We start from the raw sequence: 20,395 nt of genomic DNA on the forward strand, positions 1-20,395 counted from the left end.
TACTGACCGACCTTGATTTTAGCCTTCGGCTTTCCTTGAAAGCAAAGTCATAAAAAATCAAAGTCAGTCAGTTAAATCATAAAAATCCCGGTTCAGACAATATGAAACAAATTGACGTTTGCTTTACCCCGGATTTGTTGCATCTCCACACGTTTGAGAATACGATAGTCGTTGTGGCCGATGTATTCCGGGCCACCTCGTGCATGGTTACGGCCTTTGCCTATGGTGTCAATAGTATCACCCCTGTTGCCACAGTTGAGGAGTGCCGACAATTGCAGGAACGCGGCTATCTGGCTGCTGCTGAACGAAATGCCAAAAAAGTTGACGGCTTTGAGTTAGATAACTCGCCATTCACCTACATGGATGAACGTATTCGGGGGGCAAACGTAGCCATGACGACTACCAACGGTACGTTGGCTATTACCAAGTCGAGATCGGCAGTGAAAGTTTTGGTCGGGTCGTTCCTGAACCTGGACGCGTTGGTACGGTATTTAAAAACAGAAGGCTACGATGTCATGGTACTCTGTGCGGGCTGGAAAGGGCGTGTGAATCTGGAAGATACGCTCTTTGCAGGCGCTTTAGTAGATCGACTGAAGGACAGCTATGCCATGGCAGAAGATAGCGCGATTATGGCGTGGCGACTGTACGTACAAGGGAAAGATAACCTGATTGGGTACATGGCAAATGCATCGCACATCCGACGGCTCCAACGGCTCGGGATTCAGAAAGACATTGCTTACTGTTTGCAACACGACCTCTACGATGTAATACCCGTATTGCGGGGCAGTTCGTTAGTCAACATGGAGGTGAAATAGTATTTACTCTCGCCAACCTTCGGGTTTAAAGGGTGTTCGATTGTCACTCTGTAAACACGGAGCCGTGGGCGGGCGATCCGCATACGGCCAAATCTTGACTTTAGGCGTTGGGCGATGCTCATCCAGAATATACAGCGGAGGAGGTTCGGGACTTGGCCGACGATTATTGAGCGCATAAAACAAATCATCGCCATCATTAAGGTGGGGACCGGTAGGGTCCAAAGCGCCATAAGCAAACCCCTGCCGATCGGCCCGGTCGAGCCAGTAATGCATCTGCGAAACGGCTGAAGCCGTAAAATAGCCTATGGTCTGTTTTTTGGGATTGGCTACTTGATGAACATTGCCACCCAAAGCCGTTGGCGGAGTATCGGATAAACCTCCTGTTTTCTGGCTCTGGTCAGCAAACAACTTATAATACTGGTAGGCGTCTGGGGTTAATGAGAGCTGACGAACATCGACCAGAGCGGGCTGGTAATCGTAAAACGGAATTTGTGCTACTCGTTGCTGGCTAATCAGATTGCCATTTGAATAACGGTCATCAAAGACCTGAATATCATTATTGTATAAGATTTCCCAGCAGGCTGTTCGGCAAGGATAATCATAATTCCAATGCTCCGTAGGGACAACCGGCGCATTGGAATCGATCTGTGATAATCCAGGAGAAGGCACAAAGCAGTCTTCGTAGAGTTCGTCGCCAGCTACAAAATACTTGAAATATTTATCTGCGTTATAGACGCCGGGCAAGATTTTATGAACGGCATAAACTCCATTTTGGCAGGTTCGGCACCAATACTGGCGTTCGTAGAGTTTCCAGTCCCATCGGTAATAATTGTGCTCCTGAGCTGGGTCCTGACTCTCGATAAAGATGTCATGAGCAGCTGTGTAGCCATCTAACTGAGTAACGGGAAGACTCTTCGGATTAAATCGTGAACTTACTTTCGAAATGGATGGAACAGCCTCCATCACTTGTTGGCTAGACACATACTGAGTGCCATCACTCAACGTAAATCGAAGTTGATACGCATGACCAACCTGACCTTTAAAGTCGATGGGTAGTTGATAACTGCCATCAATTGTCTCATGACAGGCAATTTGTAGTGATGAATCAACAACGACGATCACCGTTGCTTTCGTAATGGGTGTGGTCCCGAATTTCCCCGTAAGAGGATTTGCTTTTGATCGGTTAAGGCGAATAATTTGGGCTTCAGCCAGATTGGTGATTGTGCCGTCTACAACCAATATATCGTTCGTGCTGAGTAAAGCGCTGTCGTCCGGATCTATACAGGCAAGTGGCAGAAAGAGAATTGAGAAGCAAACGACTAGTCGAGAAAGAACCGAGCGCATGGATAGTTATACATTGAGTATACCTATAAGGCTATTTTATCGCTGCTTTACTGGTAACGGTCTATTCGAAACGACAGTATCTAAACATAACTAACCCCACTAATTCGGGTTTGTTCAGGTTCCGATTAGTGGGGTGATTATTTTGTGAATAAGGAAAAGTCGCAGCCAATAAGGAATGGACTTTGGGCGCTTTCTGCGGATTAGGCTACAGCTTGTTCGCCGTGCAGATAAGCCATGACGCCTTTCATCGTCGTCAGTTTGTCGTAATCTTCGTCGGGAATTCGGATGCCAAATTCCTGTTCGAGCTGCATAATCAGATCGACGGTGTCCAGACTATCCAGACCCAAATCGCGGGTGAAATGAGTTTGGTCGGTAATGGCGGTTTCCTGAACCCCAAATCCATGCAGAATCTCAATAACTCGCTCCTTCATCATACGATTTATGTTTTGCAGCCTCTTGTTTTTATATATAGAAGCCATTTTTGTTCGATTTAGTATGTGCGCTCCCGATTTTTTAACAGTTTTTAAATCATGGTTTAGCGGATTGACAATCGCCGGTAATACGCTATCACGAGCATCTTTTTTCTGTTAATCGTCTGTATGACTGAAGTTTACAGCAACGATTCGCCGAGTAGTCGTTTTAGTTCTAGTTGATTGAGCATCAATTGATATTGGAAATTCAGGCGCCCCAATTCAGCTTCTTCTACGCCTGTCTCGGCGCTTTGGAGTTCAACGTTCGTAATCACACCGTTCCGCAAACGTGCGTTGGCAATCTGGAGTGCTTTCTGGGCTTGTTCTACCTGCGTTTCGAGGTTAGCCAAACGAGTTTGGTTGCTACGGATATCGGCGTTGAGTTGGGCAATGCTCTGCCGTACCTGAGCGTTGGCATTCTCAACGGCATACTGACTGGCATTCAGATTTAACTGAGCTGCCTGATTTTGTAATTGGTAGCGTTTCCCAGAATAAATGGGAACGGCCAACGTTACACCAGCCGCGATATTGAACTTCGGTGTATTGATTTCGGGCAAATAACCGTTCCGGAAACCAGCCGAACCCGAGAAGCTAAGACTAGGGCGACCAGCCAGATTATTGACCAAAACATCGGTTTCAGCTTGTCGAACGCGATCCTGGGCCAGTTGAACGTCTTTGTTACCAGCTAATGTTGTTTGACTGTCATTAGCCAGAGCAAAAATCTGCGTTGGCGTGCGACCCGACATGGCTTCTAAGGTGAATTGCTCCACCGCTCGGCTAATGTCTGGATTCGGATTGCCTGTCAGGTAGATAAGTGCTGCCAACTGCCGCTCTAATTGATTCTGAATCTCAATCTTACGGTTCTGCGCAACTTTCACCCGAACCTGCTGAGTAAGCACGTCATATTGAAGCGCATCACCATTTTGCAGGCGAGTAGCTAGTAAACGAACATTGGCGCTGGCTGTGCGGATAACCGAATCCTGAACGACTAAGCTCCGTTGCAGAAAACCAACACCATAGTAAGCTGCCGCAACCTGATACGCCAGTGATTGCTGGGTAATTTCCAGGCTCCTCCGTAATACTTGTACATTATCGCTAGCCTGCCGTGTGGCGGCATTCGTACGCCCCCAATCGTAAATAGTTTGTCCGATACCTACGTAAGCATTTACGTTGTGGTTGGGCTGAAACTGGAGCGTTCGATCTACACCATCAATGGGCAGGGTTGCCTTCGCTACCGGATTGAGGTACTGGTAGCTGGCGTTTCCCGATACGTTTGGTTTCATGGCGGTGCGGGCAATATCCACTCGCAACTCGTTGGCCTGAATTTGCTGTTGTTGCTGTTTCAGAACCGGATAATTGGCATTGGCCTGTTGTACCAGCGCCCGTAAATCATCGGGAAGCTGAGTTGGCTGATTCTGAGCCTGAAGGACTCCTGTTGCCAGGAGCATAGGTATTATTAAAAGCTTGGAGTGCATGTTTGAAGGAGTTTGTAGTACCCGGTTTATGGAATGGTTGATGTGTTAGCCATCATAAACCGGCTACCAATGGTCAGTGAGCTGAATCGGCGATGGCTTTAGCGGTAGCTGCATCCATCTTTTTCCGTTTTAATAAAAACAGCAGCGGGAACGAAACAACGAAAAACAAGCCCGCTAACTTGAACGTGTCCAGATACGATAGCATCAGTGCCTGTCTTGAAATAATCAGATCAAGATTTTTATAGGCTCCTGTTGCCGCATCGAGGGCATTTATACCTTTCGCGACCAGCGCCTGCGTCATAGCCGTCAGGCGTTCGCTGGTTAGCATTTCGCCCGGTTGCAGGTTCGTAACCAGGTCACCCCGGTGAACAGCTGTGCGTTGCGTTACATAAGTATTTGTGATTGCCACCCCGAACGCTCCACCTACCTGCCGCATCATGTTGACGATCGCGATTCCGGTAGGCAATTCACGGGGCGACAGCGTCGATACTGACTGATTAATAAGCGGTACGTTGACAAATGCCAATCCGATGCCTCGAATAATAAGTGCCGTAATGAAATCGCCGTTGGAGGCATCCATATTATAGGTCGACATGATAAAACAGAAGGAGGCAAAAGCAACATAGCCCAAAGCAACAATCAATCTGGGCGATGCACCTTTGGCCAGTAATCGGCCCACCAGCGCAAACATGGGTACCGTTACTAAGCCACCCGGAATCAGGAGTTGCCCCGTTTGGGTAGCCGTTAACCCGACAATACGCTGGGCAAACAGAGGATAGAGCAGCACTGATGTAAACAGGCCGTAGCCGATTACAACCATCAGAATAGAGCCGATCGCCAGGTTGCGGTTTTTCATGGCCCGTAAGTCAACGACAGGGTCTTTGGTTGCTCTGAGTTCCCACCAGATGAAGAGTGGAATGGCAATGGCAGCAACAATTGTTAGCCAAAAAATAGCTTCACTGTCGAACCAGTCGTCAGCTTCGCCCCGCTCCAGTACGTATTGCAAACTTCCAATACCAACGGCGAGCAGGAGAATACCCATCTGGTCAATGTTAATCGCCTTACGGTTAATGTTGATTTCATCAGCTTTCTTGTCGATATAGGCCATGCTTAAAAGCACAGCCGCAATACCGATTGGAACGTTGATGTAGAACATCCAGCTCCAGTGGTAATTATCAATGATAAAGCCACCGAGTGTAGGGCCTAAGGTGGGACCGAGAACAATACCCATACCGAACAAGGCCGAAGCCAGCGGTCGTTGGGATGGGGGGAACGCATCGAACATTAATCCCTGGGATGTCGAGAGAAGAGCCCCTCCGCCAACGCCTTGTAAGAATCGGAAGAAAACCAGCACCCATAAGTTGTCCGCGAAACCACAGCCATACGAAGCAACCGTAAACAGAATAATGGAGCCGATATAATAGTTCTTACGACCAAAATACCGTTGCAGGAAGCCCGTCATCGGGATCACGATGACGTTGGCAATAGCGTAGGCAGTTACTACCCAGGACACGTCTTCGATCGTAACGCCGAGGTTACCGGCGATGTCGGTTAAGCCGACATTCACGATGGACGTATCAATTAATTCAAGAATGGCTGCCGAAATGGCCGTCACGACGATAATCCACCGCTTTAATCCGGTAGGTAAGTTCGCTTGCGCCGGAGGAGCCAAGGTTTGAGTTGCCATGTTTTTTTAAGGAGAGTGGGAGGAAGGGGAGTAGAGGGAAGAAGAATAGGAGTGAACAGATTACTTTCTCCTCTATTCCCTCTACTCCCTTTTCTCCTTTTTTACTTAGCTACACGCACTTCGGCGTCTACACTCAGACCGGCCCGCAGTTGACTTTTGTATTTCTCTGGATTCAGGATTTCGATTTTCACTGGCACGCGCTGCGTGATTTTCACGAAATTTCCTGATGCGTTATCGGCAGGGAGCAGTGCAAATCGGGCTCCTGTTGCATCCGACAACGACGATACGCGGCCTTTGATATCGAGGTCTGGATAAGCATCCAGCTTGATGTCAACTTCCTGGCCAAGCTGCATTTTCTCCAGCTGCGTTTCTTTGAAGTTCGCCACTACCCAGAAGGTCGAATCGGCAACGATCGTAAACAGGTTCTGGCCAGGTTGTACATATTGACCAACAACTACGTTTTTGCGACCAATTTTACCCGCAATCGGAGCGGTCATCCGGGCATAACCTACTTTCAGCTTGGCATTATCGATAGCAGCCTGTTTCACTTTCAGCACGGCCTGGATTTTCTGAATGTTGGCCTGCGCTTTGGCAATACCAGCCTGTGCTACGCTTTCCGATGTTTTGGCGAGGTTAACCTGCTCGATATTCGCGTTGTACTGTCCCGATTGTACTTCTACGTTATTCTGCGAATCTTCCAGTTGCTTTTTGGTCAGCGACTGCTCTTTGTACAGGTTCTGGTCGCGTTGCAAATCCTGCTGGGCTTTGTTTCGCCGAATAGCCTGCACCTGAGCGTTCGATTGAGCTACACGCGCATTCTGCGCTACGTTGCGAGCTGTAGCCTGTGCATTTTGCAGGTCGGCGCGGGCGTTTTCAAGGTCGGCCAATGATTGCTGATAATCGGCTTCGGCTTGTGCCAGGGCTACATCATATTCCTGAGGATCGATGGTTACGAGTTGCTGACCTTGTTTTACGTTAGCGTAATCCTGAACATTCACCGAGGTTACGTAACCGGCTACCCGAGCGAGAACTGGTGCTGAGTTACCTTCAATTTGGGCGTTGTCTGTTGTTTCGTACTGCTGGCTATGGCGGAACGCCTGATACCCGAAATAACCACCTACAAGTACTACTAGTCCAATAATAATGCGAGGTAAATATGCGCCGATACCGCTTTTCTCTTCTGTGGTTGCCATTTGTTGTGTTGTGGTTGCCATTGTTTTACTTGGTTTTAGGCAAGTCCTGTTGGTAAAGAACCTATTGTGTAGTCGAATATGTTTGACTAATGTGGGACAAAAGTAAACCAGGTTGACTATGAAGTCAAGTAGGTTGACTATATTTGTAATATCTTTTGGCCTGAAATGGTTCAGCGTTTTTCATTTTGCCAATATGTTCGTGGAAACAGACAAAAATTCCTTTGATTTTGACCAATATCGGGTCATTCGGGAGCGATCTCTAGGTCGCTTATTCTGGCGGCTCAAGCGATATACGAGTAACTATATTGAGCCTAAACTGCATGCACTTGGATATAAAGATTTCAAAATGAGTTATTTGATGTTTCTCTCGAACATTGAAGAGGGAGGAACAACAAATAATGAGTTAGCGAAACGGGCCTGCGTTACGAAGCAAATGATGAGTAAAATCGTTGGTTTGCTGGAAAGCGAAGGTTATATCTACATTCAGAAAAATCCGACCGACTCTCGGTCGAACATTATTTTTCTGAATGATCGAGGGAAGGAGTTATTCATAAGTCTTAAAGGGTGTATGGAAGAGGCTCGTGATAAATTTGATGTGATCGTTGGGCATGAGCGCATGGAACTGGTTCTTGATACCCTGGTTGAATTAACCAATAAATTAGAAAGCGAAGAACAGTGATTTACGAATTACGGTTTACGGTGTACGAGTTGCCTGACATCAGTCCTTAATTCGCACATCGTAAACCGTAATTCGTAAGTCACTCATGTTTTCCTCCATCAACCCATATAATCAGCAAAAGCTGAAAACGTATCGCGCCGATAGCTCTCAGGCTATAGAGCGTAAATTGAAACAAGCCGACCGGGCCTTCGCCGACTGGTCGGCTTTGTCTGTTCGGGAGCGTACAGACTATCTACGTAAAGTAGGTACGTATTTATCTGCGCACAAGCAGCGCTATGCCGAACTGATGACGGCCGAAATGGGTAAAACGCTCAAGGAGGCTGTTTCTGAAGTTGAAAAATGCGCAGCTACGTGCGTCTATTACGCCGATCATGCCGAAGCCTTTCTTGCCGACCAATCTATTGAAACCGATGCCAAATATAGTTTTATAACGTATCAGCCACTCGGACCGGTACTGGCCATTATGCCCTGGAATTTCCCTTTCTGGCAGGTTATGCGGTTTGCGATTCCGGGCCTTATTGCGGGGAATGTTGGCTTACTGAAACACGCATCCAATGTGTTTGGCTGTGCGCTGGCCATTGAAGAAATTTTTCGGGAGGCTGGTCTGCCCGAGGGCGTATTTAGTTCACTACTGGTCGATTCGTCGGCTATTGAAGGTATTTTGAAAGACCGCCGGGTAAAAGCGGTTACGCTCACCGGTAGCGAACGGGCAGGAGCATCGGTGGCAAGTATTGCCGGTAGCCAGATCAAAAAGTCAGTACTGGAATTGGGTGGATCTGATGCGCTTATCGTATTGGCCGACGCCGATCTGGAAAAAGCCGCTGAAATAGCGGTAAAATCCCGCATGCAAAATGCCGGGCAAAGCTGTATTGCTGCAAAACGGTTTATCATTGAGAAATCGGTGAAAAAGCAATTTACAGAGTTGGTGATAAATCAAATCAGCAACATCAAGCAGGGAGATCCAACCAATGAAACTACCACGATGGGGCCGATGGCGCGTCTTAATCTGGCCGACGACATTGAGCGACAAGCTCGTGAGTCTATCGCTCAAGGCGCCAAATTAGTAGCTGGTGGAAAGGGAACGGGCTTCCAGCGATCTGGCTGCAACGTTGCCCCAATTCTGTTGGATAAAGTAAAACCTGGCATGGCGGCTTTCGACGAAGAAACGTTTGGCCCCTTAGCCGTTTTGATTGAAGCTAAAGACGAAGCCGATGCCATTCGGTTAGCCAATCAATCTAATTTTGGACTTGGTTCTGCGCTCTGGACGCAGGATCTGGACAAAGCCGACCGGCTAGTGCGTCAAATTCAGGCTGGGTCTGTGTTTGTGAATGGGTTAATGCGTTCCGATGCGCGGGTTCCGTTTGGCGGGATCAAGACGTCTGGTTTCGGGCGCGAACTCTCGGAGGTCGGTATCAAAGAGTTCGTCAATGTGAAAACTGTGTGGATTGAGAAGCCGTAGGCTCAGTTGTTTATGATTTCTATTCGCTGATGTTCTCCGTTGGTTTTTGCTTCCGCGCATTCAGGTAGCCTTTAATAACGGTGAAGGTCGTGATAGCGAGGAAAAACAGGATGATGTACTGAACGTAATCGACAATCCAGGGGAACTTCTCGCCAAAATAGAAGCCACCACCTACCAATGTTAGCACCCAAATAGCGCCACCAATGACATTGTACAACATGAAAAATGGCGCTGGCATGTGAATAAGGCCAGCCAGTAATGGAGCAAACGTGCGGACAATGGGTAAAAAGCGCGAGATAATCAGAGCACTATTGCCGTATCGTAAAAAGGCGTCTCGCGTATTATCGATGTATTTCTGTTTAAAAAACAGTGAGTCGGGGCGATTTTTGATGCGTGCGCCAAAATAATAGCCTGTTAGGTAACCCGTTGCCGAGCCTAGTACAGCCGCGCCAAAAATGCAGCTCAATAATAACCAGAGTGGTACATTCAACAGTTTTGTGCCCGCAAAGACGCCCGATAAAAACAGCAGATAATCGCCCGGCAGGAAGAAGCCGAAGAAAATACCGTTCTCAACAAAAATGATGAGGGTAATCAACACCAGACCACCTGTCCGAATAATTTCTTCGGAATTAAGCAGATACTGGAAAAAGTCGATAATCTGGTTCATAATTAATGAGTGAATGAGTGAATGAGTGATTGAGTGAATCCTGACACAGACAATATTCGCTCAATCACTCATTCACTCATTCACAATTACATAAACTCCGCCAGCTCCAGCCAACGGTCCGATTTTTCAGCGATACTGTGCTCGATTTGCTCAATTTCACGCGACCAGGCGATTAATTGCTCATGCGGTCCACCTGAATTAAGCAGATCCACAACTTCGATTTTGCGTTGCTCCAACGATTCAATTTCTTTTTCAAGCGTTTCGTATTCGCGGATTTCTTTGAACGAAAGCTTTTTCTTCGCGCCATTTACCGTACTCGCTGCCGAAGAAACTACAGGTTCAGGCGTTTGGTTCTTGGGAGCTGGTGTTGCTGGTTTATCAATTTGTGAAGTCGATTTTTTGGGCTGCGAATCCCGCCAGTCGCGGTAGTCGGTGTAGTTGCCCGGAAAATCGCGGACTTTCCCTTCGCCTTCCAGCACAAAAACGTGCTCCACCAGCCGATCCATGAAGTACCGATCGTGGGTTACAATGAGTACACAACCCGAAAAATTGAGCAGAAAGTCCTCGAGTACGTTCAGCGTCATGATGTCGAGGTCGTTGGTTGGCTCATCCAGAATCAGGAAGTTTGGATTTTGAACCAGCACCAGCAGCAACTGCAAGCGTCGTTTTTCGCCCCCGCTCAATTTCGCTACATAATCATACTGTTTGGAACGATCGAACAAAAAACGACTGAGTAATTGCGTTGCCGTAACAGTGTCGCCGTTAGCCAACTTCATAACTTCGGCTACATCCTGCACGACATCAATTACGCGTTGATTTTCGGGTAAATCAAGCTCTGTTTGTGTGTAATAACCAAACTTTACAGTGCCGCCCGTTGTGATCTTACCCGAATCGGGGCGAAGCTGGCCGGTTAGCATGTTCATGAGCGTGGTTTTACCCATACCGTTTTTGCCAATCAACCCTACGCGGTCGGGACGTTTGAACGTGTAGTTGAAATGATCGAGTAGGACTTTATCGCCAAATCGTTTGCTTAGGTTCTCAACTTCCAGAATTTTGCTGCCTAATCGAGTCATGCGCAAATTCAGGTCTAGTTCGCCGTCGTTGCGTTTGCCACTTGTTTTCTCTTTCAGGTCTTCAAAGGCATCAATCCGGTACTGCGCTTTAGTGCCTCGCGCTTTGGGTTGCCGACGCATCCACTCCAGTTCTCGCCGGAAGGTGTTGCGATCTTTGGCTAACTCAGAGGCTGCCGCTAGTTCACGTTCTTCTTTTTTCTCCAGAAAGTAAGCGTAATTCCCCTTGTAAGAATATATCTGTCCATTATCCAATTCGGCAATCTGATTACAGACCCGATCCAGAAAATACCGATCGTGGGAGACCATCAGCAACGTACCATTATTGGTATTCAGGAAGTTTTCGAGGTATTCAATCGCTTCAAGATCGAGGTGGTTGGTCGGCTCGTCAAGAATCAGCAAGTCAGGGTTTTGGATAAGCACCCGCGCTAAAGCAACTCGTTTCCGCTGACCACCCGACAACGAACCCGCCAGTTGATCGACATTCTGGATACCCAGTTCCCCCAAAATCTGCCGAATTTGGGATTCGTAATCCCAGGCTTCTAGTTTTTCCATGTCGATCATAGCCTTTTCGAGAGCTGCATGATCGTCAATGGCCAAGGCGTGCTCATAAGCCCGAACTGCTTCGAGCTGCGCACTTTCGCCCGCTAGAACAACATCCATAACACTTAAGGAATCGTTCAAATCAGGCTGCTGGTCGAGGTAGCCAATCGTAATGTCTTTCCGATGGCTGACAATGCCTGAATCGGGCGGCATGGCTCCGGCCAAAATAGACAGTAAGGTGGTTTTACCTGATCCATTGGCCCCAACAATCGCGACTTTATCGCCCCGATTGACACCAAATGTTAGGTTTTTAAATAATGTACGGTCGCCGTAGGACTTCGTTAAATTTTCGGCTGAGAGATAGTTCATAAGTCTGAATAACCCACCAGGTTTTGAAAACCCAATAGGTTTAAAAGCACAAAGGTACAACAAAGAAAATCGTTCGTACTTTTACTACTGGATGTAATGTTCAACAAGTGATAAAGGAGTATGGAACCAGCTCAAAGCACCAAGCTTAATGATATGCAACTGTTTATGATTAAACAGTTTGATCGTCCACTAAATCCAGAACAACAAGCGGAAATTAAACAGTTGTTGTCTGATTATTTTGCGCGATTGGTAGACGAAGAAATTGATCGAATCTGGGATGCGAGGGGGATGACTCAACAAGATTTAGAAGAGGCTCTCAAAACTCACCGTCGTACACCTTATCATTAATGATAGTTGTTATTGATACAAACTGTTTGCAATTCAGACAATTCCATACTACAAATGGTTTCTAATAAGTTCGGATGTCGATGATAACAAGTTTGTAGACTGTGCTATTGCCTGCGGGGCAGATTACATTATTACTGAAGATCGACATTTCAGGGAGATAGACGAAGTAGATTTCCCGAAAGTAGTCAGGGTTGGCCTAGTCGAATTTAAAAAAATACTAGACCAATATGAAGCGAGAAACTGATCTGTTTTACTTTTACAAATACATTACTTTGATAGCCCCCGATGTCTCCTAAATACCTTCTGTTAGCTGTAGCCTTATATATTACGTCGATTGGTAGCACAAGTGCCCAAGTCACCAGTATCAAATCATATACCCAAACCATTCCGGGTACTAACCAGACCTATGCGATGGTGGCTATTCCCGGAGGTAAATTTCTGATGGGCAGTGCCCCTGGCGAAAAAGGGCATAAACCTGATGAGGAGCCTATACATAGCGTAACGATCGAGCCCTTTTATATGGGTAAATACGAAATCACCTGGGATTTTTACGACCTGTTTGCCTTCACGAACATGGAGAAAGAGATGGCCGCAAAATATACCGCAACAGATGCGAACCTTGCCAAAACCGATGCTACTACCCGGCCTAGCCCACCTTATGTAGACATGTCATTTGGCATGGGTCGGGCGGGTTACCCAGCTATTAACATGACCCAGTATGCCGCCATTAAATTCTGTGCCTGGCTTTATGCCAAAACGGGGGTATTTTATCGGCTACCTACCGAAGCCGAGTGGGAATACGCTTGCCGGGGAAATGATAAGAACGCGACGCTGGCCTATTCGTTCGGAAATGATGTGAAGCAATTAGGCGACTATGCTGTATTCGCAGGCAACAGTGGTGGCGGTTATAAGAAAGTTGGTACAAAAAAGCCGAACTCGTTTGGCCTATACGACATGCATGGCAACGTCATGGAATGGACGAAGGATCAGTACATTGAGGATTATTACAAGCAAGTGGCCAGCGGCAAGGTGAAAGAGCCATTTGCTCCCACAACAACACTCTACCCAAATTCCGTACGAGGTGGTTCCTGGGATGATGAGCCCGAAGTATTACGTTCGGCAGCTCGTACGCCTTCGGCTCCTGCCTGGAAAGTACTTGATCCGCAAAGTCCAAAATCGGACTGGTGGTTAACCTCGGCTTCGTTTGTTGGTTTCCGGATTGTTCGTCCAGCCAAAACCCCCAGCGAAGAGGAAATTAAAGCGTACTACGGAATCAAGCCAATTAAAGATTATTGATAGATAATGAGTGAATGGGTGAATTAATGAATGAGCGAATGATTAAATGCTCGAACGGAATCACTCATTTACTCATTCACTCATTCACTCATTGGAAACTATTCTTCTTCTCGGAGCAAATCTTGGCGATCGTACGACAACCTTACAACGAGCTGTTGACCTGATAGCCGAGCGCGTTGGGCCTATTGTAAAGCAGTCGGGTTTGTATGAAACAGCGCCCTGGGGAGTGACGGATCAGCCAGCTTATTTAAATCAGGTATTGGCTGTTGAGACAGTTTTGACACCTGAAGCGGTTTTAAACCAGACACAGGCAATTGAGCAGGAGTTAGGGCGCGTTCGACTTGAGAAGTGGGGCGCCCGTGTCATTGATATTGATATTCTGTATTACGACCAACTCATACTGCAAACGCCCAGACTGATTATTCCGCATCCGTATTTGCATCAGCGACGGTTTACGCTTGTGCCTCTTGCTGAGATTGCACCCACGTTTGTTCATCCAGTTCTGAAAAAAACAACGCTTGAGTTATTGGACGAATGTGAAGATGAAGGTGAGGTCATAATTTTTAATTCACCAAAAACTTCGCCCTTCGGCTGAAAACATTGTACCTTTGCGGTCAGTTTGTTATCATTTTCTCAAAAAAATAGCACCGATTATGTCTGCCACGCTTGACACCGTGAGTTTATTAGCCGACCGCATCAACGCGCTGGAGGAATCGTCCACGCTGGCGATGACCAAAAAAGCCCGTGAATTGGCTGCTCAGGGCCACAAAGTAATTAGCCTGAGCGTTGGAGAGCCGGATTTTAAAACGCCCCAACACATCTGCGAAGCCGCTAAAAAAGCCATCGACGACGGCTTCCACGGCTATTCGCCTGTTGCGGGTTATCCTGATCTCCGCAAAGCCATTGCTGATAAGTTTAAGCGCGACAATAATATTGATTGGAAACCCGAAAACATCGTTGTCTCGACGGGTGCTAAACACTCGCTCGCCAACGTAATTCAGGTGCTTGTGAACCCCGGAGATGAGGTAATCATTTTCTCTCCCTACTGGGTTAGCTATTCCGAAATGGTGAAATTGGCCGAAGGAAAGGCCGTTGTCATCGACGGATCGTTTGAGAATAATTTTAAAGTAACGCCAGAACAGTTTGAAGCCGCTATTACCGATCGGACTAAAATTGTTATGTATGCGTCGCCAAACAACCCGACGGGTTCGATTTACTCTGAAGCTGAGTTGCGGGCTATTGCCGATGTTGTCGCTCGTCATGAGAACGTTCATGTGCTGGCTGATGAAATTTATGAATACATCAACTTCACTCCAGAAGGTCATTTCAGCATAGGCTCAATTCCTGAAATTGCTGAACGTGTAATCACGGTGAATGGGGTAGCTAAAGGTTATGCCATGACCGGCTGGCGTATTGGTTATATTGGCGCAGCTAAATGGATTGCCGACGGTGTTGAGAAGTTACAAGGCCAGGTAACGTCGGGTACGAACTCGATTGCGCAGAAAGCAACTGTAGCTGCCTTGAATGGTCCTATGGAACCATCCATGGAAATGGCGAAGGCTTATCATCGTCGTCGTGATTTAGTGGTGAAACTGCTGAAAGAGGTGCCTCATTTCCGCACGAACGTCCCTGAAGGTGCGTTCTACGCTTTCCCTGATATTAGCTATTACTACGGAAAATCGGACGGTACAACCACTATCGAAAATTCTGATGATTTTGCTGGCTGGTTATTGAACACCGCACATGTGGCAACAGTGGCCGGTTCGGGCTTCGGTGCTCCTGATTGCCTGCGTATCTCAACGGCGGCTTCCGATGAATCGCTTGTTGAAGCCGTCCAACGGATTAAAGATGCCGTGGCGACTTTGAAGTAGAAGCTCCATAAAATAAGGTAAATGATGTCGTCAGGATGGCTATATTTCAGCCATCCTGACGACATTTTTTGTTTGGGTAGTTCTGATCTAGAAATTTCCTGCTTGCTAAATAGTACAATTGCAGATAAGCCCAGTAGTAATCGGAAAGAAGCTAATGAATACAAAATAGTTTATCATCACGAAGGAAGATCCACGATGTTGAGACCTCCGGCGTACCTAAAGACATAATCCAAAGTGCCTGATAATTAGTATTTTAGTAAAACGGATTCTGTTGATTCTATCGGATTCTATTGCGGATATTCTGCTGATAATCAATGACTAAACCATCAGGTAGAATCAAAAGAATCTCTAGAATCTAAATTGGAAGAATACTGGTATTTAAGGTGACATATTCGAAAAATGTTAAATACAGTAGGAATGTTAATTTTGAAATAGTTAACTTAGGAGGACATAAATATTTTTTGGCATTATAATTGAGAAGAATCTATTCAGGTTAGACAAGTGACAACATATTAACCAGCAGAGCAAGATAAAGTCAACATTTTGTTTCGAAAATTTAGAGGCTATGCTTGTTTTTGTATTAAGTCAAGGTTAATTTTGAATAAGAATAGAATTATGTATCAAGCGCTGACTTTTTAAGTTGTCTAATTTGTAAAACCGTAACCTTAATCTTTAATAATTACTTCTTGAAACCGATGAGAAATTTCCGCTTGTACATGATTTTTCAATGGGTTTTTTTCTTGCCCATTATCCTTCCGATGTGTATCATCTTCGGAGCGTTGCGTGGAATTGTGCAGATGATTGAACGAGTGATGGAGCAAATGATATTGGATATTGCTCCGTCAGATCCGGCATCGTCAACGCAGGTGACAGAATCCTGATTTTAGGACATTATATATACATTGGATAGCCAGGTTTTTGGGCTTATCCAACTAAAGAGCCGCATTCTCTGATTTTCAGAAAATGCGGCTCTTTGTGTTCCGTAAACTATAGAATGAATTTGGGGCTTTGATGAAAGTCCTGAACTTCTTATTCATAAATGAAGTCCATATTCTTGTCTTTATAGTTTTCATCGTCCAACTCCAGAAATTCCTCCCAAAACGGATCGTTGGGTAGTCCAGCTTTGCAAATGATGGGTCGATCTGGCGCTCCGGCTTGCTTTACCGGATGAATGAAATAAAGACGGCGGGCGTGCAGGTAAATCTTCTTATCAGCCACAGCCCGGTCGTAACCATACTTGACATCTCCCCGAATCGGAGAACCCATGTGTGCTAACTGAGAGCGAATTTGGTGTGGTCGACCCGTAATTGGATTTACCTCCAATAAATAGTGCTCATTGATTTTGCCCAATATCCGGTACGATAATTCGGCCTTCTGTGAACCAGGTACCTCATAATCGTACACCGTAACCTGATTCTTCTGCTCGTCCTTGACCAACCAGTTTACTAGTTTATCTGCATCTTTAGGGGGCTTATGGCGCACCACGGCCCAATACGTTTTCTGAACCTGTCGCTTACGGAAAATCTCGTTCATGCGCTCAAGTGCCTTCGACGTACGGGCAAATACAACCAAACCACTTACGGGGCGGTCGAGCCGATGCACCAGGCCGAGGAATACTTCTCCTGGCTTGTTGTACTTTTCCTTGACGTAATCCTTCAGAACATCCAGTAGGGTGGTGTCGCCTGTTCGATCGCCCTGAACTAGAATGCCCGGTTCTTTATTGACAATTAGCAGGTGGTTATCTTCGTAAACGACCTGGTATGGTTTCTTCTTCATAATGGATAATGTGTAATGGAAAATGGCAACACGAACTTCATTTTCCATTATTCATTTATTCTCTAACTCAATATGCTTCTTTCTCGTTCGGAAAGTCGTTGGCTTTTACATCATCCACATAATGAGCAATGGCCTGTGTCATAACGGTATGTAGTTCGGCATATCGGCGCAGAAAGCGGGGCTTAAACTCGTTGTTAATGCCCAGTAAGTCGTGAAAAACCAGAATCTGGCCGTCGGCATCTGGTCCAGCACCAATTCCAATGGTAGGAATGCTCAGACTTGCCGATACCTCTTTGGTGAGAGCAGCCGGGATTTTTTCGAGCACTACACCAAAGCAGCCAATATCTTCGAGCATATGTGCATCGGCCATTAGCTTCTCCGCTTCGGCCTCTTCTTTTGCTCGTACGGCATAAGTTCCGAATTTATAAATAGATTGAGGAGTCAAGCCTAAATGGCCCATCACAGGAACCCCCGCGCTCAGGATTCGGACGATTGATTCCTTGATTTCAAGACCGCCTTCCATTTTGACCGCATGCGCTCCTGACTCTTTCATGATCCGAATGGCCGATTGCAGAGCTACCGACGAGTTACCCTGATAGGAGCCAAATGGTAAATCGACAACAACCAAAGCCCGCTTCACCCCGCGCACTACCGAGCTGGCGTGATAAATCATTTGATCGAGTGTAATTGGTAGTGTAGTCTCATGACCAGCCATAACGTTCGAGGCTGAGTCGCCCACCAGGATCAGTTCAACGCCAGCTCCATCAACTACCCGCGCCATCGAATAATCGTAGGCCGTCAGGGCCGAAATTTTTTCGCCTTTATTTTTTAGTTCCTGTATAGTATGCGTGGTAACGCGCTTGATGTCGGGATTATGAACAGACATAGTGATTTACGTTGTACGATTGGCGAATTACGATTTCGCACCGTGCAAAGGTACAGGTGCAGGATTCTAAAATCGTAACTCGTACAGCGTAATTCGTAAATCATCTTGGCGTTAGCCATGATTCGGGGTTGAGTTTGGTGAACTCCTTCCAGATTTGGAACTGGATTTCGGAGACACCGTCTTTATCGGTCGCCACCGTTCCAATGGTTTCGCGGGCTTTTACGCGCTGGCCTACGCGAACCGATACATTCTTTAGTTTGGCGTAAAGCGTGAAATAGTCGCCATGTTGAATGGCAACAACATTGTTCATCCCAGGGATATTGGTGATATCCTGCACAACGCCATCGTAAACGGTACGCACGCTTTCTCCTGCGTTGGTCTGGATATCAATTCCTTGATTTTCAACGAATATACCTTTTAGAACTGGGTGAGGTTTTCGGCCAAAATGATCGGAAATAAAGCCTTTTGTAACTGGCCAGGGAAGGTGTGCTCGCGATGCCGTGAAAGACGATGCCAGCGCCGTTTCTTCATCATTGAGGTTATTGTCTCGCCGTTCATCGGGCTTTTTAACCGTAGGTTCGGGCTCGGCTGGGCGCTCTACTTTGGCAACATCGGCTGGTGCCGGTTTTTCGCCCGCTTTTTCGGCCGCAGCAATGGCATCTTCGGCCCGTTTGCGTTCTGCAGCTTTACGGGCGGCTTCAACTCGGGCCAACCGCTCTCGCTCTGCTCGTTCTCGGGCCTCTCGCTCTGCTCGTTCTTTGGCTTCACGAGCAATGATGCGCGTAATCATGGCTTCAAGCCGGTTAATGGCCCGGCGGCTCTCGGCCAGCTCAGTCTGAAGTTCGAACTCCTTCTTACTTAATTCTTTAACTACATCGTTTTTCTCAACCTTTAATGTCTCGAGTTTTTTAGTCTCGTTTACCTTAGCGCCAATGGTGTTTTTCTGTTCCAGGCGTTTGTGCTGGGTTGCTTTTTGTTTCCCCTGTAGCATAACCTGTACGTTGTTCATTTGTCGCACCTGACTTTGGCGGGCATCAGAATATTGGCGTAAGTAGCGATAGCGGGCAACGAGTTGATTGAAGTTATCCGAAGCGAATAGAAACCCCAATGGATTTACCTGCTGTCGGCGCTTGTCGGCAGCATAAATCATGGAGCCGTACTCCGATTTTAGTTTATTTAGATCTTGCGTGAGCTTCGTGCTAGCCTGTCGTAGTTCAGCAATTTCAGCGTCGGTCAATCGGAGATCCTTATTAAGCAGGTTAATCTGTTTCGACTGGGCCTGAATCTGTTGATCGAGCGCTTTGAGTTGTCCTAAACTAGCTTGCTTTTCCGTGGCTGTTTGTTTCAAAATCGTTCGAATCTGACTCATTTTCTCTAGATTCTGCTTTTTTTCTTTTTCCAGAACCTGTCGATTCCGCTGGGTTTGCGGAATCGAAGTTGATGGTTGCACCTGCGCTTGTACTGGCTCGGTAAACCATAAAAAACCGAGTGCTATCAACTTGATAGCTGACCAGAAAACGATTCGGCAAGTGGATATGGGAGTGGGGTGCATGGATTTCAGGACCAACGAATGTACTTATGGTCGACGCTCGTAATTAGTCGGAAGAGTGAAAGGAAAGCCCGGACTGGTTTCGACCAGTTCAACTTTAGTATGTTTTAGACGAAGCTGGGTTTGACGAGACTGCCCATCCGTTTTCGACTGATAATCGAGCGTTAAAAGACTTGTATATGGAACCAGGAAGTTAGTGAGGGTGGTAAAATCTTCGTAATCCAGCCGAAGTGTATTTTTGGTTGGCTGCTCTGTTATGACCAGTTTTTTTAATTTTCGATCCTGCTCACCAATATAATTTTCGACTAATGCCTGCCCTTCGGTTTGTCGTAATAACAGCTCATTGCCCTCATTTTTAATTAATTGAGCGGGGCGTTTGGGAAAGGGTAAATTTCCGACGATTAAGGCCTGTAGCAATTGGAAGTTCATCTGGAAATTGAACTGTTTGCTTAGCGTTGGAAAATCATAAACGGTATACTCCTTATGAATCTTGTCAATGATGGTGATTGAATCCGGTGTAATGAGTCCCCGAACCGCTTCGATTCCCAACTTCGATACAGATAACCAGATCAGACTGTCTTTTTGAATGCGGATGCTAACATTCGCATTATCAATGTCCTGCGAAGGACTTTTAAACGAAAGTTTGGATTTGGTCGTGAGGTACTGAAAATCAATTTCGGCAACACGTGTACGCGCTTCCTCAATATCCGGGCGAACAACTGTGGGGGTAGTAGCAGGAATAGTTGAAGTAGGCCGGGCGGCAGTAGTTGAGTCTGGTGTAGGCGATGGAGCAACAGCTGAGCCCGTCGAATGCGACATATGACGACGTCGGCAACCTTCCGAACTCAACAGCGTGACCAGCAATCCAATTACACACAGGTATTTATTCATTTGGGAA

20 protein-coding genes are annotated in these 20,395 nt (G+C 46.6%); 9 read left to right on the forward strand and 11 right to left on the reverse strand.

The annotated features are described in order from the left end of the window. The first annotated feature begins 101 nt into the window (after positions 1 to 101). Entirely contained in the window at positions 102 to 815 is a 714-nt protein-coding gene (locus tag ACYVGR_RS15935; protein WP_460958353.1) for a 2-phosphosulfolactate phosphatase, read from the forward strand. Between the two features lie 3 nt (positions 816 to 818). On the opposite strand, the gene ACYVGR_RS15940 is transcribed toward ACYVGR_RS15935, so the two are convergent. The 5 genes from ACYVGR_RS15940 to ACYVGR_RS15960 form a co-directional block, all read right to left on the reverse strand. Next, positions 819 to 2,159 carry a DUF4249 domain-containing protein gene (locus ACYVGR_RS15940; RefSeq protein ID WP_460958355.1) on the reverse strand — a complete coding sequence of 447 codons (1,341 nt, stop codon included), beginning with the start codon at positions 2,157 to 2,159 and terminating at the stop codon, positions 819 to 821. 200 nt (positions 2,160 to 2,359) lie between these two features. Further along, the gene (locus tag ACYVGR_RS15945; RefSeq protein ID WP_460958435.1) at positions 2,360 to 2,590 is read right to left on the reverse strand and encodes an acyl carrier protein; all 231 of its coding nucleotides are present in this window, start codon (positions 2,588 to 2,590) and stop codon (positions 2,360 to 2,362) included. Between the two features lie 179 nt (positions 2,591 to 2,769). Next, positions 2,770 to 4,104 carry a TolC family protein gene (locus ACYVGR_RS15950; RefSeq protein WP_460958357.1) on the reverse strand — a complete coding sequence of 445 codons (1,335 nt, stop codon included), beginning with the start codon at positions 4,102 to 4,104 and terminating at the stop codon, positions 2,770 to 2,772. Positions 4,105 to 4,177: 73 nt separating this feature from the next. Then, on the reverse strand, positions 4,178 to 5,791 hold the full coding sequence (locus tag ACYVGR_RS15955) for a DHA2 family efflux MFS transporter permease subunit (RefSeq protein WP_460958359.1): 1,614 nt from the start codon (positions 5,789 to 5,791) through the stop codon (positions 4,178 to 4,180). A gap of 101 nt (positions 5,792 to 5,892) precedes the next feature. Further along, entirely contained in the window at positions 5,893 to 7,005 is a 1,113-nt protein-coding gene (locus tag ACYVGR_RS15960; protein WP_460958361.1) for an HlyD family secretion protein, read from the reverse strand. A 172-nt stretch (positions 7,006 to 7,177) separates the two neighbouring features. Here ACYVGR_RS15960 and ACYVGR_RS15965 point away from each other — a divergent pair, with 172 nt between their 5' ends. Further along, on the forward strand, positions 7,178 to 7,663 hold the full coding sequence (locus ACYVGR_RS15965) for a MarR family winged helix-turn-helix transcriptional regulator (protein ID WP_460958437.1): 486 nt from the start codon (positions 7,178 to 7,180) through the stop codon (positions 7,661 to 7,663). An 85-nt stretch (positions 7,664 to 7,748) separates the two neighbouring features. Continuing rightward, the gene (locus tag ACYVGR_RS15970; RefSeq protein WP_460958363.1) at positions 7,749 to 9,122 is read left to right on the forward strand and encodes an NAD-dependent succinate-semialdehyde dehydrogenase; all 1,374 of its coding nucleotides are present in this window, start codon (positions 7,749 to 7,751) and stop codon (positions 9,120 to 9,122) included. Between the two features lie 19 nt (positions 9,123 to 9,141). On the opposite strand, the gene ACYVGR_RS15975 is transcribed toward ACYVGR_RS15970, so the two are convergent. Next, positions 9,142 to 9,789 (reverse strand): DedA family protein, encoded by a 648-nt coding sequence (locus ACYVGR_RS15975; RefSeq protein ID WP_460958365.1) that lies wholly within the window; start codon positions 9,787 to 9,789, stop codon positions 9,142 to 9,144. Positions 9,790 to 9,875: 86 nt separating this feature from the next. Then, positions 9,876 to 11,771 carry an ABC-F family ATP-binding cassette domain-containing protein gene (locus tag ACYVGR_RS15980; protein WP_460958367.1) on the reverse strand — a complete coding sequence of 632 codons (1,896 nt, stop codon included), beginning with the start codon at positions 11,769 to 11,771 and terminating at the stop codon, positions 9,876 to 9,878. A 120-nt stretch (positions 11,772 to 11,891) separates the two neighbouring features. On the opposite strand from ACYVGR_RS15980, the gene ACYVGR_RS15985 reads away from it, so the two are divergent. The 6 genes from ACYVGR_RS15985 (at position 11,892) to ACYVGR_RS16010 (ending at position 16,167) form a co-directional block, all read left to right on the forward strand. After that, positions 11,892 to 12,119 carry a hypothetical protein gene (locus tag ACYVGR_RS15985; protein WP_460958369.1) on the forward strand — a complete coding sequence of 76 codons (228 nt, stop codon included), beginning with the start codon at positions 11,892 to 11,894 and terminating at the stop codon, positions 12,117 to 12,119. A 40-nt stretch (positions 12,120 to 12,159) separates the two neighbouring features. Beyond that, positions 12,160 to 12,363, forward strand: a complete 204-nt coding sequence (locus ACYVGR_RS15990; RefSeq protein WP_460958439.1) for a PIN domain-containing protein — start codon at positions 12,160 to 12,162, stop codon at positions 12,361 to 12,363. 41 nt (positions 12,364 to 12,404) lie between these two features. Beyond that, on the forward strand, positions 12,405 to 13,415 hold the full coding sequence (locus tag ACYVGR_RS15995; protein ID WP_460958371.1) for a formylglycine-generating enzyme family protein: 1,011 nt from the start codon (positions 12,405 to 12,407) through the stop codon (positions 13,413 to 13,415). A gap of 46 nt (positions 13,416 to 13,461) precedes the next feature. Next, positions 13,462 to 14,010, forward strand: a complete 549-nt coding sequence (gene folK, locus ACYVGR_RS16000; RefSeq protein WP_460958372.1) for a 2-amino-4-hydroxy-6-hydroxymethyldihydropteridine diphosphokinase — start codon at positions 13,462 to 13,464, stop codon at positions 14,008 to 14,010. Between the two features lie 58 nt (positions 14,011 to 14,068). After that, the gene (locus ACYVGR_RS16005; RefSeq protein WP_460958374.1) at positions 14,069 to 15,286 is read left to right on the forward strand and encodes a pyridoxal phosphate-dependent aminotransferase; all 1,218 of its coding nucleotides are present in this window, start codon (positions 14,069 to 14,071) and stop codon (positions 15,284 to 15,286) included. Positions 15,287 to 15,981: 695 nt separating this feature from the next. Next, positions 15,982 to 16,167, forward strand: coding sequence for a hypothetical protein (locus tag ACYVGR_RS16010; protein WP_182464606.1), 186 nt, complete (start codon positions 15,982 to 15,984; stop codon positions 16,165 to 16,167). A gap of 148 nt (positions 16,168 to 16,315) precedes the next feature. Here the strand turns inward: ACYVGR_RS16010 and ACYVGR_RS16015 are convergent, their stop codons facing one another. The 4 genes from ACYVGR_RS16015 to ACYVGR_RS16030 all read right to left on the reverse strand — a co-directional run bounded on the left by ACYVGR_RS16015 (position 16,316) and on the right by ACYVGR_RS16030 (position 20,388). Beyond that, the gene (locus ACYVGR_RS16015) at positions 16,316 to 17,062 is read right to left on the reverse strand and encodes an RluA family pseudouridine synthase (protein WP_460958377.1); all 747 of its coding nucleotides are present in this window, start codon (positions 17,060 to 17,062) and stop codon (positions 16,316 to 16,318) included. 67 nt (positions 17,063 to 17,129) lie between these two features. Further along, positions 17,130 to 17,948: a 3-methyl-2-oxobutanoate hydroxymethyltransferase gene (gene panB, locus ACYVGR_RS16020; protein WP_460958379.1), complete on the reverse strand. Its 819-nt coding sequence runs from the start codon at positions 17,946 to 17,948 to the stop codon at positions 17,130 to 17,132. Between the two features lie 100 nt (positions 17,949 to 18,048). Next, complete coding sequence (locus ACYVGR_RS16025) at positions 18,049 to 19,500, reverse strand: murein hydrolase activator EnvC family protein (protein ID WP_460958381.1); 1,452 nt, start codon at positions 19,498 to 19,500, stop codon at positions 18,049 to 18,051. 24 nt (positions 19,501 to 19,524) lie between these two features. Next, positions 19,525 to 20,388, reverse strand: a complete 864-nt coding sequence (locus ACYVGR_RS16030; protein ID WP_460958383.1) for a DUF4292 domain-containing protein — start codon at positions 20,386 to 20,388, stop codon at positions 19,525 to 19,527. Positions 20,389 to 20,395 lie beyond the last annotated feature (7 nt).

This window comes from Spirosoma litoris (genome assembly GCF_054776755.1).

What these genes read in the sequence shown, in the direction of transcription:
- ACYVGR_RS15935 (WP_460958353.1), top strand. Translation starts at nt 102, where the DNA reads ATGAAACAAATTGACGTTTGCTTTACCCCGGATTTGTTGCATCTCCAC.
- ACYVGR_RS15940 (WP_460958355.1), bottom strand. Translation starts at nt 2,159, where the DNA reads ATGCGCTCGGTTCTTTCTCGACTAGTCGTTTGCTTCTCAATTCTCTTT.
- ACYVGR_RS15945 (WP_460958435.1), bottom strand. Translation starts at nt 2,590, where the DNA reads ATGAAGGAGCGAGTTATTGAGATTCTGCATGGATTTGGGGTTCAGGAA.
- ACYVGR_RS15950 (WP_460958357.1), bottom strand. Translation starts at nt 4,104, where the DNA reads ATGCACTCCAAGCTTTTAATAATACCTATGCTCCTGGCAACAGGAGTC.
- ACYVGR_RS15955 (WP_460958359.1), bottom strand. Translation starts at nt 5,791, where the DNA reads ATGGCAACTCAAACCTTGGCTCCTCCGGCGCAAGCGAACTTACCTACC.
- ACYVGR_RS15960 (WP_460958361.1), bottom strand. Translation starts at nt 7,005, where the DNA reads ATGGCAACCACAACACAACAAATGGCAACCACAGAAGAGAAAAGCGGT.
- ACYVGR_RS15965 (WP_460958437.1), top strand. Translation starts at nt 7,178, where the DNA reads ATGTTCGTGGAAACAGACAAAAATTCCTTTGATTTTGACCAATATCGG.
- ACYVGR_RS15970 (WP_460958363.1), top strand. Translation starts at nt 7,749, where the DNA reads ATGTTTTCCTCCATCAACCCATATAATCAGCAAAAGCTGAAAACGTAT.
- ACYVGR_RS15975 (WP_460958365.1), bottom strand. Translation starts at nt 9,789, where the DNA reads ATGAACCAGATTATCGACTTTTTCCAGTATCTGCTTAATTCCGAAGAA.
- ACYVGR_RS15980 (WP_460958367.1), bottom strand. Translation starts at nt 11,771, where the DNA reads ATGAACTATCTCTCAGCCGAAAATTTAACGAAGTCCTACGGCGACCGT.
- ACYVGR_RS15985 (WP_460958369.1), top strand. Translation starts at nt 11,892, where the DNA reads ATGGAACCAGCTCAAAGCACCAAGCTTAATGATATGCAACTGTTTATG.
- ACYVGR_RS15995 (WP_460958371.1), top strand. Translation starts at nt 12,405, where the DNA reads ATGTCTCCTAAATACCTTCTGTTAGCTGTAGCCTTATATATTACGTCG.
- folK (WP_460958372.1), top strand. Translation starts at nt 13,462, where the DNA reads ATGCTCGAACGGAATCACTCATTTACTCATTCACTCATTCACTCATTG.
- ACYVGR_RS16005 (WP_460958374.1), top strand. Translation starts at nt 14,069, where the DNA reads ATGTCTGCCACGCTTGACACCGTGAGTTTATTAGCCGACCGCATCAAC.
- ACYVGR_RS16010 (WP_182464606.1), top strand. Translation starts at nt 15,982, where the DNA reads ATGAGAAATTTCCGCTTGTACATGATTTTTCAATGGGTTTTTTTCTTG.
- ACYVGR_RS16015 (WP_460958377.1), bottom strand. Translation starts at nt 17,062, where the DNA reads ATGAAGAAGAAACCATACCAGGTCGTTTACGAAGATAACCACCTGCTA.
- panB (WP_460958379.1), bottom strand. Translation starts at nt 17,948, where the DNA reads ATGTCTGTTCATAATCCCGACATCAAGCGCGTTACCACGCATACTATA.
- ACYVGR_RS16025 (WP_460958381.1), bottom strand. Translation starts at nt 19,500, where the DNA reads ATGCACCCCACTCCCATATCCACTTGCCGAATCGTTTTCTGGTCAGCT.
- ACYVGR_RS16030 (WP_460958383.1), bottom strand. Translation starts at nt 20,388, where the DNA reads ATGAATAAATACCTGTGTGTAATTGGATTGCTGGTCACGCTGTTGAGT.